A 14,061-nucleotide genomic window follows, 5' to 3' on the forward strand; every position below is an offset into this window, starting at 1 on the left:
TCTGAACAAAATGAAAATAAGTTTTTTAGCAACAGACTAGGAAGTCTGTTATACAATTATTATCGAAGCTACTCTATTTTTTAGATTTTTGCAAAAAATTTGAGCAAGATTAATTCTTGCATCTTTATTTTACTTCCAATATTTTGAAAATTCTTTTTCTACACTCTTGTTTAATTCTATTATTATTCCTCTAAAATATATAGAACTTATAGTCTTTTGATAAAAGTATGGTTTATTGTTTATATCATTGTATTCATAATTGTTTCCAATTAATTTCCAGTAGAAAGTTATATTTTCTTTTTTATAGTTTGCTCTTATGATAAAATCATCAAAATTTTCTGTCAGACTAATATGTTTACTAAATAATAGATTATAACTATTCTCTTTCATAATTCTTAAACAATTAATAAAAGAACCCATCATTATTTCCTCTTGAATAGCTCCTAAGGGATTATTATTTATCCATATTCTAGTATTTCCGTATAAACGATTACTACTAGTTAAACGAAGTTTTACTTCTATAGCAAACTTAGACTTTTCTCCTATGATTTTTGTTTTCATATATTTCTATTTTTTAATTACTACACTTGGTTCTTTAATATAGAATACCAGTAAATAATATAACCTATAAATGTTTCCAGTTTGTTTTTTGGTTTTACATATAAAGCTCTCATTTTTACTCTTCCATCGACTAACATATCATTAGAAAAAGGGTTTTCAGCATATTCAGATAGATATTCATTCTTAAATTTGAAATCATCTTCCCACCAAGATTGAGGGTTTGAGGAAATGATATTTTTTTTATTCAAAAAAGTAATCTTATAAGAATACCAAAGCATGTCTTCGAAATTAGCATCACTTAACTTTGCTATTACTTGTCCATTTAATTCGACAAGCCAAATGGAATCTCTACCGTAATTAGATAGAGCTATTTTTTTAGCTCGTGTTAGAAATTTTCTCATTGAAATAATTTTAGTCTTTTGAAAAAAATTCAAGAAAATAAGGATAAAATAAAGTTACTAAACTCAGCCATTCCATTAAAAGAATCTACATTTTCCCAGTTCCAAGTATCTGTGGAAGAATCATAATAGAGTTCAGCAGATTCTTCGTGGTCTATAACATATATTTTTTCGTTGGTTGAATTATTTATATCAATCAGATAGTAGTCGCCACCTCCATTTTCGCCAATGCAAAATTTATGTTTGATAAATTTATCCTCTCCATAAAAACCTAATAATTGATTTATCCTTATTAGTTCTTCTTTACTATCATAACAGTTTGAGTAGGTTTTATCTTCATATTGAACAAGAATTTCTGTCAATATTTTTGGATAGTTTGTGATAAATGAAGTATAGAAGATTGGTAATTGAATATTGAATAATGCTTCTATTTCTTTTATATCTGATGTTTTCATTTGTTTATTGGCAATAATTTGGAAGTATTTGTTTACAATTAGTATCAAAGCTACTCTATTTTTAGATTTTTTTTTAAAACTGCGAAAACACTAACTTTCTTTGCTTTTTTCATCAAAAAGTTTCCAAGTCATAAAAGTCTTGTATTTTTGTCATTATCGTTCAAACCAAATCATTAAAATTAATTCAAACTTTATTATGACTAAAAAAATAATACTACCAATTTTTCTATTTTTTTCTGTTTATTCCCTTCAAGCACAAAACATAAAGCCAAAAGAAGAAGAAGCTATCAAACAACTTATACAAAATGTCTTTGATGATGTTTGGGGCGAGTTAGATTCTACTAAAATAGAAAAATATCATACAGATGATTTCCTTCTTTTAGAACACGGTGAAGTTTGGACAAACGATACCATAAAAAGCTATATTGCTAAGGCTCGTCAATCAGAAAAATTGCCCAAAAGAACCAATAGTTTTGAGTTTATTAGATTTGTAAAGTCTAAAAATTCGATTTGGTTTGCCTATCAAAACTATGCAACACTTAGTGTAGATGGCAAAGTAACAAGAGAATTACAATGGCTAGAAAGTGCCGTTGCCATAAAAACCAAACAAGGCTGGAAATTACAAATGCTACATTCTACAAGAGTAAAAAGGGATTGAAAAACTCAATAGTCAAGTTATTCAAACCTTAGATTTATTTGTGGAAAATGAAAAATATATTTTCATATTAAGTATCATAATACAAAAATGAGCTTTTTTATGTATTTTAGTTGTTTAACAAAATAAGATAGAACTATTTATCATCAAATTATTCAAAATTATGAATCATGCACTCTCATTTTCTGCACAGGCGCAAACAATGCTCAAATCAGCTTCTTCTTGGGCAAAATTTTTGGCTATTTTAGGTTTTATAAATGTCTTTTTCGTTTTTACAGTTGCTGCTGGTTTGATGTCTTTTGGGACTTTTTTACCTTATCTTAATTTGTTTTTACAAAATCCAAATTTACCAACCGAGCAGATGAGTCAAGCAGGTTTTGATGTCTCTATTCTTAGCACAGGAGCTTATAGTTATTTGCCTTTGGTAATGGGAATTATTTATATCATTGTTGGAATCATTTATCTATTTCCTATCGTACATTTATTTCGTTTTGGTTCGAATGCAAGTAGCGCTATTCGTACAGGAAATGAAATTAGTTTAGAAAAATCAATGTCTCATCTCAAATCTCACTACAAATTTTTGGGAATGTTTATCATCATTACTTTTGTAGTTTATATTATTATAGCTGTTGTAGGAGTGATTGGAGGAATGTTTTTTGGTTCGCAAATGATGTAAGAAGTTTTTTCTTATTTCCCCACCAATACGAAAGCTCCCCAATAATAAGGATGTTGATATTTTTGTTTAATAGAAAACTGTGCAGCACGTAGAGCTTGAGGTTTTGTTTTTCCCTCAAACCATGCTGCATAAAAAATGGTCATTAGTTCTTGTGTTGCTTTATCATCTACTTTCCAAAGTGAAAGCAAAACATTTTTTGCTCCTGCTGCTCTAAAACCACGCTGCAAACCATAAACTCCTTCTTGTGAAGCCAGTTTTCCAAGTCCAGTTTCACATGCCGAAATAACGACCAATTCTGTTTTTTGTAACTCCAATAAAGAAGCTTCATAGGCTGTAAAAATTCCATCTTCTGCTTGATTGTTATCTTTTGGTTTTGCAAGTACAATACCTGCGCCCAACATACTATTCAGAGCTGTTTGATTTTTACTTTCTTTGAAATATCCGTGTGTTGCGATATGCAAAATGGTAGGATTAAAAACCTGTTTGAGTGTTTCTTCGGAGGCATCTGATTTTAGGAAAACTTCTGTTTTCCAATTATTTTGTTTTAAAAGTAAATCTATCGTTCTTACTTCTTGTTCAGTTTGTTTTAAGTCTGTAAAAATTTCTGTAGATAATTGTAGCGAATTAGATAAAACCGAACCTCTATCATCGGAAGTAGTATTTTCTGTATCATCTTGAGCAGAGTTTTTAATTAAATAATTTGGTCTTCCCATCAAAACGGCTGTTTTTTCAAAACCCGTATTTCCTTTACTTTCATATTCTTTATTCTCTATAATTTCTCTCAGCGAAGTTACCGAATGAACCGTTAATTTATCTATCAAATAACTTTTTGTGGCTGGATTATAAAGCGTATAAAGATTAATAAAATTATAGATTCCATTTGGTGAAAAATAGATTTTCTTTGTTCTATCTAATTTTCTGTCAATCTGAAACCAAAGTTTTTTATAGCTTTCTTCATTTTCCAACTGAAACTGAATTGTATTTCTATAATATGTCAATTCTTTTTCTTCATTAATATCAGTTATCAAAACAGGAATTATTTCTGATTTTTTGACAATAAGAGCAATGTACATTGTTTTTTCTTGACGAGTTTTTGCGTCCCAAAACGAATTTTTTAGAATTTCGATGGCAGCTTCCTCTGGGTTCAAACTATTTTGAAGATTTTCTAGTGTGTAGCTCTCTATATTTATGTTTTGAGAGGTCAAATAATTTGAAAGAGCCGAAAGTTGTTTTTCCAAACCATTGGCTAGGCTTTCCAATTCTGCTAGATTTAGATGTAGTTCTTGTCTTTTTCGGATAGTAAGATTATTTCCTAATGCAATTTGATGTTTTGTTTGCTTCCATTCTTCATATTTGTCTATAAGTTTTTGATTTTTACTGGACAGAATATATTTTTGAATACGTTTATTTTCATTGAGTAGAATCCCTTTACGAGCAATTTGAATAGTTACAACAGCTTTTAAAAGCTTTTCAAATCCTAAATAATCAGGCTTTTGAACGAGCATTTGCACAAAAAAAGTCGTAAAATTATCAAAATAAAACTCATTACTTTCTATATAAGCTAGTTTTTCCTTTTCACTCAAACTATAAAAATTTGATTGTAATTCTTCCAATTTCGTTTCTATGACTTCAATAAAAAGAGGTTGCGCTTTTCCATAAAATCCATATTTTTGATAGAAAATAGCAAATGAATTTAGAAAGAAAATATAATCTGGGTGTTTTTTACTGAGTAAGGTAGCATAAATATTTTCAACTTCTTTATAAAGCGAAAGAGCCTTCTGGTAATTATCTTGAGAGGTATAAAGTTTGGCTAAGTTAGTACACGTATTGGCATATTCTAGGTTTTGTTTGCTATAATTTTCTGCATAAATCTGACGAGCTTTAGTCAGAGCCGTTTCTGCCATTGCAAAACGATTTTTATAGATATGATAATCTGCCAAACTTACCAATGAGCCCGCATAACTTGGATGATTTCTTCCTAAAAGATGCCCAAAAATATTACTTGCTTCTATTAAATATAATTCAGATTTATCATATCGATTTCCTATTTTGTAGAGCTGTGCCAAGTTCAGACACGAAGTTGCATAGGGAATACTTAGTTTTGTAAGTTCTATCTTCTGAATCTCCCTTGCTTTCAAATGCAGGTTTTCTGATTTCTTATACTTGCCTTGTAAGCGATAAATTACTGCCAAATCATTGCAACTTTGAGCATATTGAAGACTGCTTGAACCAAATTTTTTATCATTAAAATTCAGACATTGAGAAAGCAAAATTTCGGCTTCGGCGTAATTTCCTTGTTGTTGATACAGACTGGCAAACTGATTATTTACTTCAAAAAAATAAATACTGTCTTTTTCTAATGTTTGTTTTTGAAGGTTTTTATAAAGCTGAATCGCACTTTTATAATCATAACGAGCTTGTGCATAATTAGCTTCTTCTAGTAACAAATCCCAACTTTGTGTAGCTAAAGAATCAGAATCAGAAATTGGATTATAATTTATACTAGAGCTTTGAGCAAAAACAGTTGAGAGACAAAAAAAAGAGCTATAAATCAAAAATAAAAAGTAGTAATTTTTCATAGATTCAGAAAGTGTTTTTGTAATTGACTTTCTAAATATAACGATAATTGAGCAAATTAGTGTTTTGACCAAGAGAATGTAGAAGTTTTATAAAAACTTTGTCAGTAGTCTTTTGGTAACCTAAAAGAACTCTGACAATAGTTTTAAAAGTGTTATTCCGTCTTACAACCTCTGCATCAAGACTTCCACTTGTTCTTTTTTCCAACTAGCAAAGTCTCCAGCCAAAATATGTTTTCTAGCTTCTCCTACCAAATGCAGATAAAAAGCTAAATTATGTGTAGAGGCAATATAAGCTCCCAAAATTTCATTGGCTTTATTCAAATGTCTTAGATATGATTTTGAATAGGTATTACTGACATGACAATCAAAACCATCATCCAAAACGCTAAAATCTTTCTCCCATTTCTTATTTTTGATATTAATAATTCCTTTTGTCGTGAAAAGCATTCCGTTTCTTGCATTTCGGGTAGGCATTACACAATCAAACATATCTACACCAAGTGCAATTCCTTCCAAAATGTTAGCAGGTGTACCTACTCCCATCAAATAACGAGGCTTATCTTTTGGCAGAATATCACAAACAAGCTCTGTAAATTCATACATTTTTTCGGCAGGTTCACCTACTGAAAGTCCACCGATTGCGTTTCCATCTCTGTTTTGTTCAGCTACAAATTCGGCAGAAGCTCTGCGTAAATCTCTGTATGTACTTCCCTGAACGATAGGAAAAAGTGTTTGTTTATAACCATATTTTCCTTCTGTCGAATCAAAACGATTGATACAACGTGTTAGCCAACGATGTGTCATTTCCATAGATTTTTTGGCATAATCATAGTCAGAAGGATAAGGAGGACACTCATCAAAAGCCATAATAATATCTGCTCCAATACTACGCTGAATATCCATTACATATTCAGGCGTAAAGTTGAGTTTTGAACCATCTATATGAGATTTGAAAATAACACCTTCTTCTTTTATTTTACGCATCTGCCCCAACGAATACACTTGATAGCCACCACTATCTGTCAGAATAGGTCTGTCCCAGTTCATAAATTTATGCAATCCTCCTGCTGCCTCCAAAACTTCTGTATTCGGTCTTAGATACAAATGATAGGTGTTTCCCAAAATAATCTGAGCTTTTACGTGTTCTTTTAGTGCTTCTGGTGGAACACCTTTTACAGTTCCTAGCGTACCGACAGGCATAAAAATAGGTGTTTGTATTTGTCCGTGTGCTGTTGTGATTGTTCCTGCTCGTGCAGAGGTATCTTTATCGGTGGTGTGAAGTTCGAATTTCATTGAATCTAGCTTATATGAATCTGATAGAAAAGGCTTTTTGTTTTTTAGTCGTGCAAGTTCGTAAAAAATGACTAGTGTATCAAATTCTGTTTTATAGAAATACCTAAAACGACCTATTTTTGCTTAAAGTAAAATTTCTCATTTTTTTTCAAAAAGACTGTTACTTTTTAGTTTCTTTCGGATTGTATAGATAGAAAGGCACTTATAAACTATATTTCCTTATAAAATCATTAATTTATTTGGAAAAAAACGCTTTCAGATTAGGAAGTTTATAATAGTCTTTTTACTTTTGATTTACTGTTTTTCACTTTAAAACTAAAAAAAATATGTTAGTTATATTAACTGCTGTACTAGCTACAGTATTCTCAATCTCATTATTAATCTCTCTTTTATTTAAAGGTATATTAGATAATAATGGTAAAAAAATATTAGCAGGCGAAATAAAACAGCCTGAAGTAGGTATCCTTCGTAAGTTTTATGATGTAGATGCCAATTATTATTCAGGATTGCTTTTCAGCATTGGTCTTGTAATAAGTGTTGCTCTAACATTTTCAGCTTTTACTTGGGATTTCGAAGACGCACAAGATTTGGCTGAATATGTTGCTCCAGTAGCCGAAACAGAAGAAATTATTGATGTTCCTCTTACAAATATTCCACCACCACCACCACCAAAAGTACAGGTAGTAACTCCAGAGGAAATTGTAGAAGTAGAAAATGATATTGAACTTGATGAAAATATCGAAATCAAAATTGAAGATGTAGAAATCGAAATTGATAATATCGTAACTGACGTAACAGCTATTGAAGCTCCACGTCAACAAGAAGAAGTAGAGCAAGTATTTACTATTGTAGAGCAAAATGCAGTTTACCCAGGTGGAATGGATGCTTTTTATAAGTATGTTTCAAAAGAATTGAACTATCCAAAACAAGCAAAACGTATGGGTATTCAAGGGAGAGTATTTGTTCAGTTTGTGGTAGATAAATCAGGTAAACTTACAGATGTAAAAACTGTAAAAGGTATCGGTGGAGGCTGTGATGAAGAAGCCGAACGTGTACTTAGAGAGTCTAAAAGATGGGCACCAGCCAAGCAGCGTGGTAAGACTGTAAAAGTTCGTATGAATATTCCTATCGTTTTCAAATTGGATAATTAAAAATAAGACTAGGTAAAATAAACTTTACTTAGATAGTGAAAACAGACACAAAATACTTTAAAACCTATTCATTCATTTGAATAGGTTTTTTTGTGTTTAGTAAATTAAGTTTGTTACTTTTTGATGTTTTTTGAATTGTAAAATTATAAAATAAATAACTTAAAATTATTTTACAATGACCACCAATTCAACCAATTTCTTAAAGACAGCTTTAGCAATTTTACTTTTTTCAAATTCTATCTTGTTTTTCTATATCTTTAAACAAAACTCTGAATTAATTAACCTGAATACTAAGCTAGATTTATTAATTAAGAATAATTTTGAGAAGCAAAGTGAAAAAATAACTTGTGTGAATGTTTTTATAGAAAATGAAAAAACGCAAGAGTTAAAGACAATACTAATAGACTATGTCAAAGAGGTTGGTTTAGATACTGCTGAACTAATAGACCCACCAACCTGTAATCTTATTGCACCACCTAGAGAAGAGGAAGTACCAGATTGTGGGTTTTTTTATTCTATACTCCTTGAAGCTAAACCAAAAGAAGGAATAGAATCTTTCTATAAATACATTAGTGAAAATCTAAATTATCCTGCTCTTGCAAAAAGAGAAAATATAAAAGGAAAGGTAATAGTAAGTTTTGTAATAGATAAAAATGGAGAAATTACGGATGTAAAAGCTAAAAATGATATTGGTGGAGGGTGTGCAGCAGAAGCCGAACGAGTAATCAGAAACTCTCCTAAATGGAATCCAGCTAAACAGCGTGGCAAAACTGTAAAAACGAGATTAACTATTCCGATAATTTTTAAACTAGAAAAAGAGTAAACTAATGATTTTTTAATGTTACTTTTTGAAAAATAAGTGATTGTATAAAGTAAGTAATTATAATAAATAAAATAATTTTATTAATTCAAATATATACAATTATGCAACTACTTATTTCTCTTAGTGCTATTTTATGTTTTTCTGTTTTGGCTGGTGTTTCCTTTCTTCGTTTATGGCTAAATTATCAACAAAGCAATGTTCTGAAATACGATTCAGCTTATAAAGAAGACAAAAATAATCCCGATAATAGAATAGACCAAACTCCAAAAAGTTTCTATGCTACTTCTATTCATAATTATTCAAAAATGCTTTTTGGTTTTGGCTTAATGGTCAGTTCTGCACTAGTTTTGTATGCTTTTACTTGGCAGACAGAGGAAGAACAAAATTTGATAAGCTATGAAAAACCAATCATGGAAGATGAAATATTTGATTTACCTCCTATTACAGATATTCTACCACCTCCACCTCCAAAGATTCAACCAATAAATCCAACTGAAATAGTAGAAGTGGACAAAGTTGATTTTGATGAAAGTCTCGTTAAAATCAATATGGAAGAATTAGAAATTCAAATTGACGACTTAGTAAGTGATGTAACAGACATTGATAAAAATAACTTTCAATCTCAAAAAGTAGAAGAGTTGTTTTATATCGTAGAAGAACCTGCTATTTTTGAAGGAGGGATGGATGCTTTTTATAAGTATGTGGCTAAAAATATAAACTATCCCAAACAAGCAAAAAGGCAAGGCATAGAAGGAAAAGTATTTCTTCAGTTTGTTGTGGATAAAGATGGAAGTGTTACGGCTATAAAAGTAGCTAAAGGAGTTGGTTTTGGGTTAGATGAAGAGGCAAAGCGAGTTTTGAGTGAATGCCCAAAGTGGAAACCTGCTCGTCAGCGTGGACAAATTGTAAAAGTCCGTATGTCTATACCAATTATGTTCAAATTGGATTAAAAATTCAAAATTATATGTTCGGACAAAGCGTACCTTTTTACTATATTTTATCTTTCAATTTCTAAAATCTGACTTCTAAATTTATTTAGGTTCTCTATAAATCATAATTGGCATTCCGTTATCAAGAGCCATTTTCCGAATGCTTGTTTTGCTTCCAAAAAGCTTTTTGAAAAAATTTTGTTCAGCTTTGAGCATTACGAGCATATCGGGTTGATGGCTAGATAAATAGCCTTCAAGCCCGTTGGTTACACTCTTCGAATCACGAATTACTTTAAAACTGAGTTTACTAAACAAAACAACATCAAACTCTGCTTGTAGCTCTTGCATTTTCTCGTTTTCTTCTCGTAATTTTTTTCCATCCGTACAGACATGCAAACAATCTAATTTTGCGTCAAAATTGCTTGTAAGCTCTATCAAATCACGAATCCTTGTCGCATCATTCCCATCAAAATTAGCTGCATAAACAACATATTCTAATGGTTTGTAAGTAGCATCTTCTGGAATAGTCAGGATAGGACAGTTTGCTTCCCTGACAACTCTATTATTTAAGAATAAATCTTTTATTTCATTACTATCTTTATGAGACAAAACTATCATAGAAATAGAGTTATCTTGCATTATTTGTTCTGTTGCATCATCTGGATGTCCTTCCATTACTAAAGGCTCTATCATAATGGGTTGCCCAGTTTCATTATAGGTGTGGTTTTCATATTGAGTAAGCAAAACACGCATTTCCATGTGAGCTTTATCATGTTTTTCCTTAATTTCTCGTTTATGCAAAGTCATATTTGCTCCTGCTGGTACGGTAGAGGTAACAAAATGACACATAATGATTACTTTATGAGAAGCCTGTGCAATTCCAATAGCATGTGCTAGTGAAATCTCCGTAGCTGGTGTAAAATTAATGGGAACGAGAATATGCTCCATATTTTCTGTAGGAATTAGAATAGTATTTTTTTGTGTGTTTCTTTTTGAAGAGGTTTTGATAAAAAACCATACTTTCTTTCAAATTAGCAACTTCTTTGCTTTTCTCAAAATGAAATAAAGATTTTTTTTATTCACCAATTGATAAAACACCTGTCATTACTGGCAGTTCAAGGTAGTGACATCAATGAAAACGGAATAGAATTATTTTTATAATGAAAAATACACTTTTTTTGTAAAAAATCAAATTGTTGTATGCATAAATTAGAACTAAAAAATAAATGGAATTTGCTAATTTTTTTGGTAAATTTGTATAAAAGACTTCTTGCTCTCTCTCCTCAAAGTAGAACCAAAAATTATGCGTCAAGATTACATAGACCCAAATATAAAACCTGAAAACACAACCACAGAAGCAGATATCGAACGTGCTTTACGTCCCTTGTCATTCGATGATTTTACAGGACAAGAAAAAATATTAGAAAATTTACAGGTTTTTGTAAAAGCTGCGACTAATAGAGGAGAGCCTTTAGACCACGTTTTGTTACACGGTCCACCAGGATTGGGAAAAACAACACTTTCACATATCATTTCAAACGAACTGAATGCAGACATAAAAACCACTTCAGGACCTGTTTTGGATAAGCCAAGTGATTTAGCAGGACTTCTAACCAATTTAAAGGCTGGAGATGTTCTTTTTATTGATGAAATTCATCGTCTAAATCCTGTTGTTGAAGAATATCTGTACTCTGCTATGGAGGATTATCGTATTGATATTATGTTGGATACAGGACCTAATGCCCGTTCGGTTCAGATAAAATTAAAACCTTTTACGCTCATTGGTGCGACTACTCGCTCTGGTCTTCTGACTTCTCCTCTCCGTGCAAGATTTGGAATTAATCTAAGACTAGAATACTATGACGCTGAACTTCTGACAACAATTATTCAACGTTCATCAGCTATTCTAAATACGCCAATTACAAAAGAAGCTGCCTTTGAGATTGCAAGGCGAAGCAGAGGAACGCCACGTATTTCGAATAATTTATTGCGAAGAACACGAGATTTTGCACAAGTAAAAGGAAACGGAGACATAAATTTAGAAATTGCTCAAATTTCTTTGAAAGCCTTAGAAGTTGATGATAATGGACTTGATGAAATGGATAACAGAATTTTACTTACTATTATTGATAAGTTTGGAGGAGGTCCTGTTGGCTTGACAACCATTGCGACAGCCTGTGCAGAAGAAGCCGAAACGATAGAGGAAGTTTATGAGCCTTTTTTAATAAAAGAAGGGTTTTTGAAGCGTACACCAAGAGGGCGAGAAGTTACTGCATTAGCCTATCGTCATTTTGATATGTTGCCACCTCATGAACAGGCTAGATTATTTTAAATGCCTACTCCATGAACTATAACAACAAAAAATTCCGTCCAGTTTCCAATACTGATAATGGAGAAACATCTAGCGAAACTATGTTTGAATACAAGCAGGAAGGAAATATTCTGACTTCAACATATAGTGGAGGAAAAATAATAAAAGGTCATTTGATAGGACTTGTTGATGAAGATGGAAATATTGATATGCGTTATCATCAAGTCAATGAAAAAGGAGAACTCATGACAGGAATTTGTAACTCAAGACCAGAAATACTAGAAAATGGAAAAATAAGGTTACACGAAACTTGGCAATGGACATCAGGTAATAACTCAAAAGGAAATTCTATTTTAGAAGAAATTTAATTCAAAAAAATGCTCTCTCAAACCTCTCAAAATCCACCTTTAGCAGAACGAATGCGTCCTCAAAATTTAGAGGAAGTCATCGGACAAAAACATTTAATCGGAAATAATGGAGTTTTGGCTCGTGTTATTTCTTCAGGTGCTGTGCCTTCTATGATTCTTTGGGGCGCACCTGGAATTGGCAAAACTACTCTTGCTTTGCTTATTGCGAAGGCTCTCAAACGTCCTTTTCATACATTGAGTGCTATTTCGGCAGGTGTAAAAGATGTTAGGGAAGTGATTGAAAAGGCAAAAAGACAAACTAGAGCTATTCTTTTTATTGATGAGATTCATCGTTTTAGCAAATCTCAACAAGATGCACTTTTAGGGGCTGTTGAGCGTGGAACGGTTACGCTTATTGGTGCGACAACTGAAAATCCATCTTTTGAGATAAATTCGGCTTTGCTTTCTCGTTGTCAAGTTTATATTCTCAATCCTTTATCGGAAGAAGAATTAAAACAACTTTTGCAACAAGCCATGGAAAGAGATTTCAAGCTCAAAAAGAAAACTATTGAGATAAAATCTTACGAAGCACTTTTCAGAATTTCGGGAGGAGATGCACGAAAATTATTGAATCTTTTTGAACTCGTTGTAGAATCTGAACCTAATTTTAATCTTCCAAATCAAGAAGACGAAGAAGGAAATACAATCAAAAATAAGATTGAAGTTACAGATGAAAAAGTAATGCAAGTAGCCCAGCAACGAGTTTCTTCGTATGATAAAAGTGGCGAAAATCATTATGATATTGTTTCGGCTCTGATAAAGTCTATTCGTGGAAGCGACCCTAATGCTGCCATTTATTGGTTGGCAAGAATGATAGAAGGAGGCGAAGATGTCAAGTTTATTGCTCGTCGTTTGGTAATTTCGGCTTCGGAAGACATAGGAAATGCAAATCCGACAGCCTTAGTTTTGGCAACAACTACATTTCAAGCTGCTATTCAAATTGGTTTTCCAGAGGCTCAAATTGTTTTGGCTCAATGCGTAACTTATTTAGCTACTTCTCCAAAAAGTAATGCTTCTTATGCAGCCATCAAAACGGCAAGAAAAATTGTACAAGAACAAGGTGATTTACCTGTTCCGTTGCACCTTCGAAATGCACCTACAAAACTGATGAAACAACAAGGCTATGGAAAAAATTATAACTATTCCCACAATAACGTCAATAACTTTGCAGCACAAGAGTATTTTCCAAAGGAATTAGCCAATACAAAACTCTACGAACCTTCAAACAATGCAAGAGAAAATGCGATACGACAATTTTTAAAAGAACGTTGGAAAGAGAAATACGGATATTGACAGTTACCAGTAAATAGTAACCAGTTATCAGTTAATTTCAATGACACTTATTTATTTACTTTGTTAATAAATCGAATTGTAATTTCTCTAGGTTTTTCTTCTTTCTCCTTGGTTTCTGTTTCTTCTTTAGAAATAGATTTTTGATTAATATCTTCTTCGATATTAGTTTTTTTCTCTGTAATAGGAGACAAAGCCTCATCTAAAAGCTTGTCTAGTTCGTTAATAGTCATCACTTGATTTGTAAATAGTGAATCTAATTTATTTTTTTATGAATCTGACTGTAATTTCTCTAGGTTTTTCTTCTGTTTTATTCTTTTCGTTTTTTGAGTTTTGCTCAGAGTTTATTTGTTTTTCGGTATCTCTAAGCTGATTTTCCACTAAAGAGCTAAATCTGTCATCAGACAACAGCTTGTCTATTTCTTCCATAGTAAGATAATTCATTTCATTTGTATTTTATTAAAAATAAACAAAAGTAATCAAAACAGAAAATTCAAAATTGAAATTTCTCATTAACTGGTAACTGATTACTA

The 14,061-nt window shown here is 31.7% G+C and carries 16 protein-coding genes; 8 read left to right on the plus strand and 8 right to left on the minus strand.

The genetic code is table 11. The features are described from left to right. Positions 1-129: 129 nt before the first annotated feature. Genes WAF17_RS19175 through WAF17_RS19185 form a run of 3 tightly spaced genes read right to left on the minus strand, consistent with a single transcriptional unit; the run spans position 130 to position 1,414 of the window. Positions 130-561 (minus strand): hypothetical protein, encoded by a 432-nt coding sequence (locus WAF17_RS19175; protein WP_338763215.1) that lies wholly within the window; start codon positions 559-561, stop codon positions 130-132. A 20-nt stretch (positions 562-581) separates the two neighbouring features. Beyond that, positions 582-962 carry a hypothetical protein gene (locus tag WAF17_RS19180; protein WP_338763218.1) on the minus strand — a complete coding sequence of 127 codons (381 nt, stop codon included), beginning with the start codon at positions 960-962 and terminating at the stop codon, positions 582-584. 29 nt (positions 963-991) lie between these two features. Continuing rightward, positions 992-1,414, minus strand: coding sequence for an SMI1/KNR4 family protein (locus tag WAF17_RS19185; protein ID WP_338763220.1), 423 nt, complete (start codon positions 1,412-1,414; stop codon positions 992-994). 196 nt (positions 1,415-1,610) lie between these two features. On the opposite strand from WAF17_RS19185, the gene WAF17_RS19190 reads away from it, so the two are divergent. Then, positions 1,611-2,072, plus strand: a complete 462-nt coding sequence (locus WAF17_RS19190; RefSeq protein WP_338763222.1) for a DUF4440 domain-containing protein — start codon at positions 1,611-1,613, stop codon at positions 2,070-2,072. A gap of 160 nt (positions 2,073-2,232) precedes the next feature. Then, positions 2,233-2,745 carry a DUF5362 family protein gene (locus WAF17_RS19195; RefSeq protein ID WP_338763224.1) on the plus strand — a complete coding sequence of 171 codons (513 nt, stop codon included), beginning with the start codon at positions 2,233-2,235 and terminating at the stop codon, positions 2,743-2,745. 11 nt (positions 2,746-2,756) lie between these two features. Here WAF17_RS19195 and WAF17_RS19200 read toward each other — a convergent pair whose 3' ends face one another. Continuing rightward, on the minus strand, positions 2,757-5,324 hold the full coding sequence (locus WAF17_RS19200; protein WP_338763226.1) for a CHAT domain-containing tetratricopeptide repeat protein: 2,568 nt from the start codon (positions 5,322-5,324) through the stop codon (positions 2,757-2,759). 162 nt (positions 5,325-5,486) lie between these two features. Then, entirely contained in the window at positions 5,487-6,617 is a 1,131-nt protein-coding gene (gene tgt, locus WAF17_RS19205; RefSeq protein ID WP_338763228.1) for a tRNA guanosine(34) transglycosylase Tgt, read from the minus strand. Between the two features lie 326 nt (positions 6,618-6,943). Between tgt and WAF17_RS19210 the strand changes: the two genes are divergently transcribed. From WAF17_RS19210 to WAF17_RS19220, 3 genes are all read left to right on the plus strand, one after another. Continuing rightward, positions 6,944-7,768, plus strand: coding sequence for a TonB family protein (locus tag WAF17_RS19210; protein WP_338763230.1), 825 nt, complete (start codon positions 6,944-6,946; stop codon positions 7,766-7,768). Positions 7,769-7,943: 175 nt separating this feature from the next. Beyond that, positions 7,944-8,591, plus strand: a complete 648-nt coding sequence (locus tag WAF17_RS19215) for an energy transducer TonB (RefSeq protein ID WP_338763232.1) — start codon at positions 7,944-7,946, stop codon at positions 8,589-8,591. Positions 8,592-8,692: 101 nt separating this feature from the next. Beyond that, positions 8,693-9,541, plus strand: coding sequence for an energy transducer TonB (locus WAF17_RS19220; protein WP_338763235.1), 849 nt, complete (start codon positions 8,693-8,695; stop codon positions 9,539-9,541). Between the two features lie 81 nt (positions 9,542-9,622). On the opposite strand, the gene WAF17_RS19225 is transcribed toward WAF17_RS19220, so the two are convergent. Next, on the minus strand, positions 9,623-10,468 hold the full coding sequence (locus WAF17_RS19225; protein WP_338763238.1) for a universal stress protein: 846 nt from the start codon (positions 10,466-10,468) through the stop codon (positions 9,623-9,625). 355 nt (positions 10,469-10,823) lie between these two features. Between WAF17_RS19225 and ruvB the strand changes: the two genes are divergently transcribed. Genes ruvB through WAF17_RS19240 form a run of 3 tightly spaced genes read left to right on the plus strand, consistent with a single transcriptional unit; the run spans position 10,824 to position 13,531 of the window. Beyond that, positions 10,824-11,852 carry a Holliday junction branch migration DNA helicase RuvB gene (ruvB, locus tag WAF17_RS19230; RefSeq protein ID WP_338763241.1) on the plus strand — a complete coding sequence of 343 codons (1,029 nt, stop codon included), beginning with the start codon at positions 10,824-10,826 and terminating at the stop codon, positions 11,850-11,852. Between the two features lie 11 nt (positions 11,853-11,863). Further along, a complete protein-coding gene (locus tag WAF17_RS19235) occupies positions 11,864-12,199 on the plus strand; it encodes a n-acetylglutamate synthase (RefSeq protein WP_338763244.1) in 336 nt (111 codons plus the stop codon). Positions 12,200-12,208: 9 nt separating this feature from the next. Then, on the plus strand, positions 12,209-13,531 hold the full coding sequence (locus tag WAF17_RS19240) for a replication-associated recombination protein A (protein WP_338763247.1): 1,323 nt from the start codon (positions 12,209-12,211) through the stop codon (positions 13,529-13,531). Between the two features lie 47 nt (positions 13,532-13,578). Here the strand turns inward: WAF17_RS19240 and WAF17_RS19245 are convergent, their stop codons facing one another. Continuing rightward, entirely contained in the window at positions 13,579-13,761 is a 183-nt protein-coding gene (locus tag WAF17_RS19245) for a hypothetical protein (RefSeq protein WP_338763250.1), read from the minus strand. 28 nt (positions 13,762-13,789) lie between these two features. Further along, a complete protein-coding gene (locus WAF17_RS19250; protein WP_338763253.1) occupies positions 13,790-13,972 on the minus strand; it encodes a hypothetical protein in 183 nt (60 codons plus the stop codon). Positions 13,973-14,061: the final 89 nt, after the last annotated feature.

Origin of the sequence: Bernardetia sp. ABR2-2B (assembly GCF_037126435.1) — a bacterium.
Lineage (GTDB): Bacteria > Bacteroidota > Bacteroidia > Cytophagales > Bernardetiaceae > Bernardetia.

What these genes read in the sequence shown, in the direction of transcription:
- WAF17_RS19200 (WP_338763226.1), bottom strand. Translation starts at nt 5,324, where the DNA reads ATGAAAAATTACTACTTTTTATTTTTGATTTATAGCTCTTTTTTTTGT.
- WAF17_RS19235 (WP_338763244.1), top strand. Translation starts at nt 11,864, where the DNA reads ATGAACTATAACAACAAAAAATTCCGTCCAGTTTCCAATACTGATAAT.
- WAF17_RS19245 (WP_338763250.1), bottom strand. Translation starts at nt 13,761, where the DNA reads ATGACTATTAACGAACTAGACAAGCTTTTAGATGAGGCTTTGTCTCCT.
- WAF17_RS19180 (WP_338763218.1), bottom strand. Translation starts at nt 962, where the DNA reads ATGAGAAAATTTCTAACACGAGCTAAAAAAATAGCTCTATCTAATTAC.
- WAF17_RS19185 (WP_338763220.1), bottom strand. Translation starts at nt 1,414, where the DNA reads ATGAAAACATCAGATATAAAAGAAATAGAAGCATTATTCAATATTCAA.
- WAF17_RS19190 (WP_338763222.1), top strand. Translation starts at nt 1,611, where the DNA reads ATGACTAAAAAAATAATACTACCAATTTTTCTATTTTTTTCTGTTTAT.
- WAF17_RS19175 (WP_338763215.1), bottom strand. Translation starts at nt 561, where the DNA reads ATGAAAACAAAAATCATAGGAGAAAAGTCTAAGTTTGCTATAGAAGTA.
- WAF17_RS19195 (WP_338763224.1), top strand. Translation starts at nt 2,233, where the DNA reads ATGAATCATGCACTCTCATTTTCTGCACAGGCGCAAACAATGCTCAAA.
- WAF17_RS19215 (WP_338763232.1), top strand. Translation starts at nt 7,944, where the DNA reads ATGACCACCAATTCAACCAATTTCTTAAAGACAGCTTTAGCAATTTTA.
- WAF17_RS19225 (WP_338763238.1), bottom strand. Translation starts at nt 10,468, where the DNA reads ATGGAGCATATTCTCGTTCCCATTAATTTTACACCAGCTACGGAGATT.
- ruvB (WP_338763241.1), top strand. Translation starts at nt 10,824, where the DNA reads ATGCGTCAAGATTACATAGACCCAAATATAAAACCTGAAAACACAACC.
- WAF17_RS19240 (WP_338763247.1), top strand. Translation starts at nt 12,209, where the DNA reads ATGCTCTCTCAAACCTCTCAAAATCCACCTTTAGCAGAACGAATGCGT.
- WAF17_RS19210 (WP_338763230.1), top strand. Translation starts at nt 6,944, where the DNA reads ATGTTAGTTATATTAACTGCTGTACTAGCTACAGTATTCTCAATCTCA.
- WAF17_RS19250 (WP_338763253.1), bottom strand. Translation starts at nt 13,972, where the DNA reads ATGAATTATCTTACTATGGAAGAAATAGACAAGCTGTTGTCTGATGAC.
- tgt (WP_338763228.1), bottom strand. Translation starts at nt 6,617, where the DNA reads ATGAAATTCGAACTTCACACCACCGATAAAGATACCTCTGCACGAGCA.
- WAF17_RS19220 (WP_338763235.1), top strand. Translation starts at nt 8,693, where the DNA reads ATGCAACTACTTATTTCTCTTAGTGCTATTTTATGTTTTTCTGTTTTG.